The sequence below is a fragment of the Methanolobus sediminis genome, from assembly GCF_031312595.1.
Classification (GTDB): domain Archaea; phylum Halobacteriota; class Methanosarcinia; order Methanosarcinales; family Methanosarcinaceae; genus Methanolobus; species Methanolobus sediminis.
Window position 1 is genome coordinate 2081521 of record NZ_CP133592.1, and the last position, 12849, is coordinate 2094369.

The 12849-nt window shown below is 41.1% G+C and carries 11 protein-coding genes; 3 read left to right on the forward strand and 8 right to left on the reverse strand.

Features of this window, described 5'->3' with window-relative positions:
- Window position 1: 1 nt before the first annotated feature.
- From RE474_RS10355 to RE474_RS10380, 6 genes are all read right to left on the reverse strand, one after another.
- Window positions 2–2122, reverse strand: a complete 2121-nt coding sequence (locus RE474_RS10355; protein WP_309310295.1) for a cell division protein FtsA — start codon at window positions 2120–2122, stop codon at window positions 2–4.
- A 1-nt stretch (window position 2123) separates the two neighbouring features.
- On the reverse strand, window positions 2124–2741 hold the full coding sequence (locus RE474_RS10360) for a chemotaxis protein CheC (RefSeq protein WP_309310296.1): 618 nt from the start codon (window positions 2739–2741) through the stop codon (window positions 2124–2126).
- A 15-nt stretch (window positions 2742–2756) separates the two neighbouring features.
- Window positions 2757–4820: a chemotaxis protein CheW gene (locus RE474_RS10365; RefSeq protein WP_309310297.1), complete on the reverse strand. Its 2064-nt coding sequence runs from the start codon at window positions 4818–4820 to the stop codon at window positions 2757–2759.
- Between the two features lie 51 nt (window positions 4821–4871).
- Complete coding sequence (locus RE474_RS10370) at window positions 4872–5975, reverse strand: protein-glutamate methylesterase/protein-glutamine glutaminase (protein WP_309310298.1); 1104 nt, start codon at window positions 5973–5975, stop codon at window positions 4872–4874.
- Window positions 5976–6332 carry a response regulator gene (locus tag RE474_RS10375; protein WP_309310299.1) on the reverse strand — a complete coding sequence of 119 codons (357 nt, stop codon included), beginning with the start codon at window positions 6330–6332 and terminating at the stop codon, window positions 5976–5978.
- Window positions 6333–6654: 322 nt separating this feature from the next.
- Entirely contained in the window at window positions 6655–7593 is a 939-nt protein-coding gene (locus tag RE474_RS10380; protein ID WP_309310300.1) for a nucleoside recognition protein, read from the reverse strand.
- Between the two features lie 130 nt (window positions 7594–7723).
- On the opposite strand from RE474_RS10380, the gene RE474_RS10385 reads away from it, so the two are divergent.
- Genes RE474_RS10385 through pyrG form a run of 3 tightly spaced genes read left to right on the forward strand, consistent with a single transcriptional unit; the run spans window position 7724 to window position 10261 of the window.
- Window positions 7724–7915 carry a methytransferase partner Trm112 gene (locus RE474_RS10385; RefSeq protein ID WP_309310301.1) on the forward strand — a complete coding sequence of 64 codons (192 nt, stop codon included), beginning with the start codon at window positions 7724–7726 and terminating at the stop codon, window positions 7913–7915.
- 19 nt (window positions 7916–7934) lie between these two features.
- On the forward strand, window positions 7935–8666 hold the full coding sequence (locus tag RE474_RS10390; RefSeq protein WP_309310302.1) for a DUF7524 family protein: 732 nt from the start codon (window positions 7935–7937) through the stop codon (window positions 8664–8666).
- Window positions 8667–8680: 14 nt separating this feature from the next.
- Window positions 8681–10261, forward strand: a complete 1581-nt coding sequence (gene pyrG, locus RE474_RS10395) for a glutamine hydrolyzing CTP synthase (protein WP_309310303.1) — start codon at window positions 8681–8683, stop codon at window positions 10259–10261.
- Window positions 10262–10328: 67 nt separating this feature from the next.
- On the opposite strand, the gene truD is transcribed toward pyrG, so the two are convergent.
- Window positions 10329–11642 carry a tRNA pseudouridine(13) synthase TruD gene (gene truD / locus RE474_RS10400; RefSeq protein WP_309310304.1) on the reverse strand — a complete coding sequence of 438 codons (1314 nt, stop codon included), beginning with the start codon at window positions 11640–11642 and terminating at the stop codon, window positions 10329–10331.
- A 21-nt stretch (window positions 11643–11663) separates the two neighbouring features.
- Window positions 11664–12842 (reverse strand): transglutaminase family protein, encoded by a 1179-nt coding sequence (locus RE474_RS10405; protein ID WP_309310305.1) that lies wholly within the window; start codon window positions 12840–12842, stop codon window positions 11664–11666.
- Between the last annotated feature and the right edge of the window lie 7 nt (window positions 12843–12849).

A 12849-nucleotide genomic window follows, 5' to 3' on the forward strand; every position in this document is an offset into this window, starting at 1 on the left:
TTTATACCTCTGCAAATTCTATTGTCACATTGTTCCCATCCCTCAAAGGGGTTGTAAATCTGGCAGGAACATTGTTCACAAGAAGCCTCATTCGCTTGCCTACAAGTTCCTCCTTTTTAATGTCCATAAATTCGAATAGGTCTGACAGTATCGGCTCTGCCTCTTCTCCAATTTTTAATACGATGCTGTCCCCATCACTAACTCCTTCAGAAAGAGATGCCCTTTTTCCATTAAGGCTGATTTGAGGCATTGACCCGTCAAATACGATCTCGCTGCCGTTGAGAAGTACACTGATCTTTTTGCCTTCTTCAGGTTTGCCCAGAATATTCTCAATCCTGTAATCAAACTCTGATTTTTCAATAAGGATTATATCATTATCACTGACTGGCTGTTGTGAAAGTTCTTTTCTGTCAACAGAATCGCCATTCAGTTTAAAAGTGTAATTTATCCGGTCTAAGTATCGGATATTATTGTTGACTATTACTGATATCTTTTCACGTTCATCTCTTCCAAACTCCATATCAAGAACATCTTCCAGATTAGGAGCATGTATCTTAATATCAGCTCTGTCAGGGATTTTATCTCCGATGGACGCTTTTTTTCCATTAATTGTAACAAAAGGTCCGATCTCTTTTTCCATGCCATTGACATTGACCTTGTACGCAGTTTTCAGTCCCTGCATCCTTATGAGGTCTTTAACTTTCAGGTGAGCGTCTTTTCCATCCACAGGTGCTGTGAATTCAATGACAGAACCTTTGTGTACAGGGTCTCCAAGACTTGCTTTTTTCCCATTATGTACTATGCTGGCATGTTCGCCCATTTCTCCTTCAATGGTTCTGAATTCGGAATTGATGTTAAGGCTAAGTGCCATTCCGGGGCGTGGATAGAGGCGCTTGACTTTTGCAGCTACAAGTGCATCCATGATGGAGAGTCCGTTGATATCCATCAGATGTATTTCCAGACCGTTTACAGTCAGGTCAATAAATTCGATTCCTTCTTCAAGAATTGCCATACGGGCTATGCCAAGTGGTGTTATCATATCTGCACCGTTGACAACACCAGTATTGTCGGACAGACCTTCTATCTGCTTTGGAAGACGTGAACCGATTCTCTGCACAGGTATGCCAAGGTGCTTTGAAATGTGCTCTTTTAGTCCTGTAGTTTGTGATCCTCCACCTACAAGAGCCACTGCTCTTGGAACTTTTTCATTTATAGTAAGGATCTCTTCGGCGATATGCATTGCAAGCTTATCCACCTCGTGTTCAATGTCGGCAATCACCTGACTTACCGGGATTTCAGTGGTAACACCAAAGATGTCTTCAAGTTCTATCCTTTCCTTGCTTGTGAGGGATCTTTTGATATTTTCTCCCTTTTTAAAATCCACAAGATAGTGATCGCATATAAAATCAGTAATTTCGTCCCCTGCTTCAGGGACCATTCCATAGCCAATTACAGTTCCATTATCGGTAATTGCAATATCGGAAGTTCCTGCTCCGATATCCACAAGTGCGATATTGAGTTTACGCATATCAGCAGGGATTGCAACATTAAGGGCGGCTATTGGTTCAAGGGTCACGCTTGATGCTTCAAGTCCGCATCTGTCAAGTACGGCAAACATGCTGCTGATAACAGCTTCCGGTAAAAATGTAGCAAGTACTTCCACTGTGACAGAACTTCCTTTCTGTCCGATTATGTTGGAAATGAGTTGACCGTCCAATTCGTAGTGGACAACCGAGTATCCGACACAATTGAATCCTTTTCCATTTCCAAGTTCATTACCAGCACGTGCCACTGCTTCAAATTCCAGTTCTGAGATGTCCTCACGGCTTATTTCTCTGTAAGGCATCTCTACTGAAACATTAACTTTTGATGTTTTAAGTGCTCTTCCTGCAACAGCTACGGCAACTTTTGATAATTTGCATCCGGTTTGCTTTTCCAGATCTTTTCTGACCTCGTCCACAACCTTTGCAACTTTTTCAACATCATGGATCTGCCCATCCTGCATGCTGCGCTCGTTGTGTTCATGAACACATGCAGCTTTTATGTTGAGGTTCCCATCTTCTGTAACAAGTCCCACAACAGTTCTTGTTCCTATATCCAGGGCAAAATGGGCAATATTCATTTTATCCCATCATCTTCTTCATAATAGCTGTCATAATTATGTCCGTGGCACCGGGTTCAAACATCATGTTGAATTCATTTTTTGAGTTTGTAGAAGGTATTAGACATTCACCTTTCACAACAATGAACTCATCTGCAACCTGTCCTATTTCCTTTCTGATGAAATCCCCTACTCCTTCCATGTTAACCTCCATACTGGGGTCTCCAATGTTGAGATTTATTCCGAGGAATTCATTAACAACACGCATATAAGCACTGCAGAGGTTCACACCCATCTCACGGAGTTTCTTCATCTGCGGCTCTTCTATTTTATTAGTAGTTCCGATTGATTTTTTCATCAACAGATCTGAAAATGATAGTGCTGAGAACTTAGGGAGCAGTATGAGGGTTCCTCCTGACACGTCACCTGTAATATGAAGGTGAATTCCAACTACACTCTTGTTCTTGCCTTCTTCATTGCTTTTTGCGATTATTTCATCCAGACTGAGCATTTCTACAACAGGGATATCGATTTTCACATCCCTGCTCACCATTTTTGAAAGAGAAGTGGCCAGATGTCCCATTCCAATGTTTCCGGCCTCCTGAAATGCTCCTCTTGCCATTTCGTCTAATTCTGTCATATTATTCCCTCGTCTTTAGATTAATGTAGCAATATCAAGGATAAGCGCAACACTTCCATCTCCAAGAATTGTTGCACCTGCAAATCCTTTCATATTTTTCAAAAGTTTATTGTCAAGCGTCTTGATGATTACTTCTTGCTGGCCAAGGAGATCATCAACTACCAGTCCTATGTTACTTCCCATCTTTTCGACAACCACAACGATGAGATTATGTTTATCTTCCTCTTCGGTGGGGCATTCGAGTACATCATGCAATCTGAGTAATGGAAGAACTTCTCCCCTTAGCATGATAACTTCTTTTCCTTCTATGGTCTTTATGTCGCTGGCTTTTATTCCTACATCGCGGATAACATTTCCAAGAGGAATAGCATAAGTTTCATCAGCTACAGTAACCATGAGTGACTGAATGATTGCAACCGTTAGTGGTAGTTGCAGTTTCATTATACTGCCCTGACCCGGGACGGAACTGATCTTGACACTTCCTCCAAGAGCTTCGATCTTGTTCTTGACCGCGTCCATTCCGACACCTCTTCCAGAGATATCGGTAACCACCTTCGCTCCGCTAAAACCAGGCATGAAAATGAGATTCAGCGCATCATTGTCTGATAATTTATCGACTTCATCTCTGGTAAGAAGACCTTTTTTGACGGCAACATCCCGAAGGTGTCCGGGTTCCATTCCTTTACCATCATCTTCCACCTCAATGAGTACACTGTTCCTCTGACGTGAAGCTGCCAGTCTTACAAGACCTGCAACAGGTTTTCCGAGTTGCTTACGCTCTTCTTCGGATTCTATTCCGTGGTCTACAGCATTTCTAAGAAGGTGAACCAGCGGATCGCCAATCTCGTCCAATACGGTCCTGTCCAGTTCGATTTCTTTACCTTCTATAATAAGATTGATCTGTTTTCCTTCAGACTTTGCAAGATCCCTTACCATTCTGGGGAATCTGCTGAAGATCTGGTCAATTGGAACCATTCTTGATTCCATTACTTCGGTCTGGATCTCATTTGTAAGCCTGTCAAGATTTGCAAGTGATTCATCCAGTTCCTTTGCATTAAGGTCAGATGCAAGCTGGTTCAGCCTGATCTTGTTGATTATAAGTTCTCCTACAAGGTTCATCAGGTTGTCAAGACGTTCGATATTGACCCTCACGCTCTGTATACTCTTGACCGCATCGGATCTCTTGACAGCAGAAGCACTTTTCTTTTCTTCTGTTTCTTCTGTTTTTTGATCCTGCACTTTTTCCTCAGTTACCGAACTCTCAGCGATGGTTGTAGGAAGTACTTCCTTTATCTCTGAAATCTTCTTAACGGTACTTACGATGTCTTCATCAGCTGATTTTGTTGTGAAGATCACGGTAAAATCCAAATCAAAATTCTCGTCTTCAAGTTCAGCTTCCGTAGGGATGCATTTTATAATTTCTCCCATTCTGGAGACATTAATAAGTACCAGAGTTGATCTTGCAGATTTCAGAACGCATGATTCATCAAGAATGACATTCAATGAAACAGCACGGTTGCCTTCTTTAACAGCTTCCTGTATTGCTTGCTTTTCATTATCTGATAATTCAATATTGTCGATAACACAAGCAACCTCTGTGGTTGTTTCGGTTTCAGAAGAACAGTCTGGAATTTCGTTACCAATCTCATTTTGAATAGTATCAATACTTGCAGTTACAGATCCTTTAATCTCCTGTATTGGCATGGTTCCTTCCATAGCCTGTGCAAGAGTTGCCTGAAGATGTGCAATGTCTACTTCTTCACCACTGTCGACAGCTTCAACAAGTGCTTCTAGTGTATCCAGGCATTCAAAAAGAATGTCTATTAATCCGTTACTTACTTCGACCTGTGATTTTCTGACCATGTCCATCAGGTTTTCCATTTCATGGGTAAGTTCTGATATTCTGTTAAAACCCATTGTAGCGGACATTCCCTTCAGGGTATGTGCTGAACGGAACATGGTATTGATGTATTCCAGGTCATTGGGGTTTTGTTCAAGCCCCAGTAATGAATCGTTAAGTTGTTGCAGATGTTCTCCCGACTCTGCTCTAAATATTTCTTTGTATTCTGACATATCCATGGTCACACCAACCCTGAGATCATACTGATCTTCTCATTTTCCAAACACATTTCAATCACCGGATGAGTTCAGCATTCGTACTATTTCGGAAGAAATTCTCTCAAGAGGCACTACACTGTCAGCAAGTCCTCTTTGTACTACTGCCTTTGGCATACCGTATACCACACATGACCGTTCATCCTCAGCGATTGCTTTTCCTCCTGCTTTCTTGATCTCTTCCACACCATCAGCACCATCAGCTCCCATTCCTGTCAGAACTGCTGAAATTATGTTCGATCCATAGATCGGTACAAGTGATTTGAAGAGGATGTTGGCACAGGGCCTTACTCCTTGCTCGCGAGGTTTCTGGTTGAGTTTCACAACTTCGTGGTGAACTCCACTTTTTTCAACAGATGCAATTTCCATATGATAATTTCCTGGTGCAAGGTACACATGACCGGGGTGGAGTACATCTCCTTCTTTGGCTTCAGTGACGGTTAGTGCAGACTGACCGTCCAGTCTTTGTGCCAGAGATGCTGTGAATCCTGCAGGCATGTGCTGGACAATTACTACGGGTACTTTTAAGCTGCCCGGTAATTTAGGTACAACCTGTTCAAGAGCGCGAGGACCACCGGTTGAAGATGCAATGGCAATAATCTGACCATTTGCATGGCGTATGGTTTTTGAAATTGTTTTCCTTGGTTTAACTGGCAAGGGTTTCCCTTCATTTTCCCGTGATTTTTTCACGTGTTCTTCCATGAATCCGAGTTTCTTCAGATCCACTTTAGAAGCCATCTTTACTTTTTTGCGGATATCTTCAGCAATATCTGCAATGTTAACACTTATGTTTCCTGAAGGTTTTTGAATAAAGTCTACTGCTCCGTATTCAAATGCATTTAATGTACTTTCCGCAGACCTGGAGTCGACCGCCGTTAACATGACAACCGGAGTTGGGCATTCACTCATGATATATCCAAGAGCATGCAATCCGTCAAGAACAGGCATCTCAATATCCAAGGTCACCACATCCGGCCTGAACTGTTCGACCTTTTCAACAGCTTCAAGACCGTTTCTGGCCGTAGCTATTACATTTATTCCCGGGTCTTCTTTCAGGATATCCGAGACGACCTTTCGCATGAGTGCGGAGTCATCGACCACAAGTGCATTAATTGTCATTTATACTACTTTTCCAATTACTTCAAGAACTTTTGTAGCATCAAAAGGCTTGACGATGAAGTCAAGAGCACCTGTTTTTAGTGCATCAGTGACAACGGATTGCTGTCCAATGGATGAACACATAACTATTTTTGCAGCCGGGTCCATTTCCATTATCTTTTTGAGCGCATCGATTCCTTCCATGTTTGGCATGACAATATCCATGAATACAAGCTCAGGCTTTACCTCCGGATATTTGTTTACAGCATCAAGCCCGTCAACACATTCGGCGACTACTTCATGACCATTTTTTGTTAATATGTCTTTGATGACCATACGCATAAAGGCGGCATCATCCACAATCATTACTTTTACCATTTGTTCATATCTCCCATGTTTGGTATTGGATAACAGGTGCAAAACTTGCACTATATTTGAGTAGAATATGGTTTGTATTTCTACGTTATTATATAGAGAGTAATATATTATATTAATTTATTGTTCTTTGGACAATATTATTTAAAGAGACAATTCACACTTATAATTCCATATTTATGGAGGCTAAAAAATATCGCCTGTGCAAATTATGCATTTATGTATATGATAACTAATATATAATATTTCTTGTAATATATTAATCTCTATATACTGAGTACTCTATAGGTTGACGAATCAAAAATCAGCATTTAATAATCATTAATCAGTTTGCGATCGTCAGCAAAATGATGAGAAAGCAAAATCTGACAATTACACTGATCCCGGTTGAAAATGCTACTATTTTGACACCTGTTTTTGGTCCGAAAATAGATACATATCTTGGCAGTAATGTCCTGATACTGAAAACAGGTAACATGAACATGCTTCCAAGCATCAGTACTATCATGGCCTGTATGTTTGAGATGCCATTGTTACTTATCATTGGTCCAAGAAGTGATATCCCAAGAATTGGACTTGCAACGTAACTGGTAAGTGGCACAATACTTTCCGGAGGAATGCCGAAAAGCTCTGCAAGAGGTAACACATTGAATATCTCGAATGCGCCATTCTCCTTGAGGTAAAATACAAGTGTTGTCATTGATAAGTAAATAATAGCTATTTTCCTGAACAGCTTCTTATTGCGATTAAAGGATTTTTTGATAGCTTCGGTCAAAGTGACCTTTTTATCGGTAATTTTGTCATTGTACATACAATTGTTCTTTTCAAGAAATATCTTGCTTAGTACGATCACTGCACTAATTTTCACAATTGCTGTTATTATAAATACCATTACGTAAAAACCGCCAACTACAGGTCCTAGGGCCGGGAGAACAATAGGTATCTGGTATGTGATTATTTCCCTTATGTATGCAGGAGTGCTGTTAAGCACAGCGCACAACATTGTCTCTTTTTCGTTGATGCAGCCATTTTCCTTGAAATTGACAACCATACTATTAGCAGCAACAGTTGATCCCATGGACACAAGAAATGAGGATGCGCATGTGTCAGGGAGATTCGTATACTTAAAAAGCGGCCTGACAAGGCCGGAAAACTTCTGCATGAACCCGATCTCGATAAGAATTCCGGTACCGAACAATCCCACAAAGATCATAATAAGAATGGGTATGGCAAAGTCGAGTACTTTCAGAAAGATCGAGAACATGAAGTATTGTACATTTCAGGTTATAAATTAAATTATCTCTTTATCATGCTATTTTTCTGGTTGACCTGTTCTATTTTTATAGTTTAGGCGATAGAAAAACCTTATATTTATTGTAACGTATTGAAAGGTGGTGATCGAACTGAAAAAGGATCTTATGGATATTCTTGCCTGCCCGATTTGCAAAGGAGACCTTGTCCTGAACATCGAAAAGGAAGATGCTAACGAGGTAATTTCAGGCACACTGTATTGTTCTGTTTGTAATGAGTACTATCCCATAGAGGAAGGTATTCCGAATATGCTTCCACCTGATCTCAGGGAATGAAACCGGTGAGGATTTTTAATTGCAGCAGGTTCATATTAACAGACTTGGAGTAAATTCTATTGAATTCGACACGGATACTGTCGAGTTACCTTTATCTCCAGGCGAGGAACGCAGTTTTGAGGTTGTGCTTATAAACTATGGCGCTCCCACACATGTCAATCTGTCTGTAAGCGATGCTCTTAGAGAGAATATCACGGTTCTTGAAGACAATCCTTATGTCAAGCATGAGGAATACATACCTTTGATAGCACGAATTCCATATGATGGCAGGCTCTACACAAAAGGACAGGTATATATTACTGTAGGTTACGGTTCCAAAAGACAGGGTTTTAACCTGAATCTTGGTCATCCGGGACCAAATGAAGCTAGCTTTACGGTTGATGTTGATGAATCTCTTTACAAACCTGCATCTTCATCTCAAAAGCCAAAATCTACATCAAAATCTTCTAAATCATCCAGATCATCATCTAAATCATCTTCTTCTTCCATGTTCGGAGATGATCACTGGAGTGCTCAGCTTCCATCCATTTCTGCTGAAATGTTCAGTTCTGCTTTCAAGGCAATTTCCCCATATTCCGGTGGAATCCTGAAATTTGTTGTTTTATTATTATTAGTTGCTTTATTCGTTTCATTTATACTGTCACTTGATCTTGAACAGTTCTTTAGTTTCTATAATTCTGTTCTCTATTCGATCATGCTGACATTTTTGATGGCTTATCTGTTAATGAGACTTCCTAAATCTAAAAGATAATCATGGTGAATAATATGAAATATATCATAGTTACCGGCGGTGTAATGAGTGGGCTTGGAAAAGGAATAACCACTGCTTCAATAGGGCGGAACCTGAAGAACAAGGGCTACAAGGTCACAGCCATAAAGATCGACCCCTATATCAATATTGATGCAGGTACTATGAGCCCCTTCCAGCATGGAGAGGTCTTTGTTCTGAAAGACGGAGGAGAAGTGGACCTTGATCTTGGAAATTATGAGCGTTTCCTTGATACTGAACTCACAAGAGAGCACAACCTGACAACAGGTAAGGTCTACGAGTCTGTTATCTCCAAGGAGCGCAGAGGCGAGTATCTTGGTAAGACCGTGCAGATCATTCCTCATATAACAAATGAAATAAAAGACCGCATTCGCAGGGTTGCTGCCAAGAGCGGTGCAGATGTGTGTATGATTGAGGTTGGCGGTACTGTTGGTGACATCGAGAGTATGCCTTTCCTTGAAGCTGTAAGGCAGATGTCCAGAGAAGAGCCAAAAGAGAATCTTGCTTTCGTGCATGTGACACTTGTGCCAATGGACCCACAGGGTGACCAGAAAACAAAGCCAACACAGCACTCAGTAAAAGAGTTGAGGGAACTTGGCCTGAAACCTAATATTATAGTAACCAGATGTCCTGAACCACTTCTTGAGGCTACTGTTTCCAAGATATCACTTTTCTGTGATGTTCCGGAAGAAGCAGTAATAAGTGCCCATGATGCAAAGGACATCTATGAAGTACCTCTCATGCTTGAAAAAGAGGGATTGACTGACTATCTGATGAAACACCTTGAGCTAACTTCAACAGGAACGGAAGACGATTCATGGGCTAAGATGGTAGAGAGGATGAACAACCTGAAAGGCGAGGTAAAGATCGGTATTGTCGGAAAGTACACTCACCTTGAAGATTCATATCTCAGTATCAGTGCATCTATCAAACACGCTGCAATAGAGTGCGGTGTCAATTATGATGTCTGCTGGATAAATGCTGAAACCTTCGAAGAACATCCTGAAACAATTTCATCACTATCTGAATACGATGGTATCCTTGTACCGGGCGGTTTTGGTGAAAGAGGAATTGAAGGCAAGATAAAAGCAATCCAGTTTGCAAGAGAAAACGATATCCCATATCTCGGTCTATGTCTTGGAATGCAGTTATGTGTTATTGAGTTTGCAAGACATGTAGCAGGTCTTGAGGGTGCCAACAGTACTGAATTCCACGAGGATACCCCTTATCCTGTAATTGACATACTTCCTGAGCAGGAAAATGTGGTCGACATGGGTGCAACAATGCGTCTAGGTGACTATGAGGCAGACCTAAAATCAGGTTCATTGGCTGAGAAGATATACGGTCAATCCAAAATAATAGAGCGTCACAGACATAGATATGAGGTCAATCCGAACTATGTTGAGAAGATCGAAGCCAGCGGTATGGTGTTCTCAGGTAAGAACCGCAACAGAATGGAAATCGCTGAGATCCCTGGCAAGAAGTTCTTCTTTGCATCCCAGTTCCATCCAGAATTCAAATCCAGGCCGGGAAGACCTTCACCACCATTTAAGGCTTTCATTGAGTCTATGCTCTGATGATATCAGGAATTAAATCAAAAAAGAATTTTAGTTGGAAATAACAAAAAAGCCCACATTTGTGGGCCTAACTCATTTTTAAAGGATCAGTCTTCATGTATTCCCTGAGGACTGTTGTTGCATAACTTCCCTTTGGCAGGGAGAATGTAAGTGTTACCTTGCTTTTTCCAGGATTAAGTTCGTCTTCTGCTGTAACGTATTCAGGCTTGCAATGAAGTAGTATTTCCCTGCGAAGTCCTTTTGAAGCAAGGTCAGGAATCTTTTTCATTCTGAAAACTTCCTGTGACATTTCTGTCTCATGGAATACGTTCATTTCAAGCTCACCGGGAATTCCTTCTGCGAACTCACTTTCATAGCCTACAAGTGGTGCGGTTATAAAAGCCCTGCCTCTTTTGAGAAGATTGTTCATGCCATCGACATTCTCATCTGTTGATGCCTGCATCTTGTCTGTATCAGGAAGCCCTTCTTTATTCCTGAAACATAGAATATCACCTGAAGAAGCAACATTCAGTGCTAGTCCTTTTTCTATCCTTTTACAGATAATACGGTTGAATACATATGACTGGTATGCATGAATGAACATTTTCCTGATATTCGGGGAAAGTACACTGAAAGAACCTGCATAATCTCCAGGATTTTCCACAAGATAATGCATCATTGCCCTCTCATACCTGAGGCGAAGTGGATATGTCTTCAGTCCTTCCGCAAAATCCTTTGTTTCCCACACGAAGTCTCTGACCTCTTTAACATCGTTCATTTCATCAGGGAATGATTTTGCTATATAGATAAGGGCAGCTTCTTCCGCATCTCCACGAAGTAACTGTTCACCTACAAGATGTGTAACAGGTCTTACAGCTCCAAATCTCTGGACACCGAAAAAGTTAGGAACACCACCGTATTCAGCAATCTCCTTAGTGGTGGCTTCAAGAGTTTTGTTAAGTTCGTCAGGTTTCATATCAACATCCCTGACAGTAATGATAAACTCATTTCCATAAAGGTCACCAAGACCAATGGATCTTGTTGATTTTCCGATAACCTTTAGTTCAACATCCTTGAGATAGAAATTTTCAATATCTTCTTCGGAAATATCATAAATACTTATCTTCTGGGTGGTTTTGGCTCTCTTATCTTTGGTGCCTGCAAAACCGATCCTTTTCTGGCTGATACCAAGTTTACGGGACATATCCCTGACAAGATGATGCATATCCCAGTTTGTCTTTGTAAGTTCAAGTATCAGATTTTTACCGCTGTCACCTTCTTCGCGGTTTGTTATCTCTTTGACAATAAAATCTTCAGGCTCCTGCCTGAGCACACCGCCTATGCCTTCGGTATGCGTGCTGTAAAGTTCGATTCCCATCTTCTTTTCAATTTCCGGTATCATTAATTATCATCCATTATCATATTAAGTCTGGGGAGCTATGTCAATCACAGTTACCGTACTGGTATTGAGGAAAGTCCACCCATTTTCAGTTGGTGCTGTTCCTCCGGGAAGTCCTCCCGCATAGATACTTGATGTAGGATCCATCATGAGCCAGCATCCATACTCATCTGTAGTATAATAGATAGGCACTGGTCCGTAATATTCTCCGATGGCATCTGCAATAATTTCTGTATCATTTCCAATGTATGCTGCTGTAAATGCATGGGTATCCGTGAGGTAGACTCTTGAGGTTCCTCCGATTGCTTCTATGAGTGATGCCAGCAGAATAGCGTAGTCATCACAATCACCAGCTCCTACTGTAATTGTCTCACCAGGAGTTGACCAGAGATCCTTTCCTCTCGGGTCACTTACATATTGTATATTCTCTTTTGTGTCATCGAAAAGATAACATAGCTGGTATATATTGTACTGTCCCGGATATTTCTTTGCAGAAGCTGCTGCCATGGTACGTACCTGGACATCATAGGGGTCAATTTTCTCGTTAACCAGAGTGAATAGCTGTTCCGGATTTGTAGAGTATTTCGGATTCTGTGCATCCATTTTATCGGATACTTCGATACTTATATTCTCGAAATCCTGTTCTCCGTAATCGTGCCACTTGCCGGAATCTGTCTGGACGAGGAGTGATATAACAGGGTCAAGTCTTATCTGTGTGGAATCTTCTGGAACTTCTATGAATAGAATGCCAACACGTATTTCTTCTCCAGGTTCCACGTTAATTCCTGCCTCATGGGAAACCATTTCGTTTTCCCCGTTCAACTTAAAACCGAAATGGTAGATGTAAACAGGAGAATCTCCCATGTTGTGCACATATACGCTGATAACAGCTTCTGTACCTTCAAAGAATTCGGTGTAATAATAGGAACTGGATATCTCAAAACCAGGCATTTTTTCTGTGTATCTGTCCGGACTTCCATCATTGATATTCAGACTCTGAGAAGGAACTACAGGAATGGTCAGCTCACTGGAATCCAGTGTATAGTAATCATCACTCTGGAAGAGGGTTACTGATGAGGGATCAAATATATCCTCCACTTTTTTTACGGATTCCGAAATACATCCGGAGCTCAGTATTATTCCTGAAAGTAAGAGGACCATAAAAGTCATTTTTAGCATCTTCGTTTTTTTCTCATTTTTCATGCTAAAC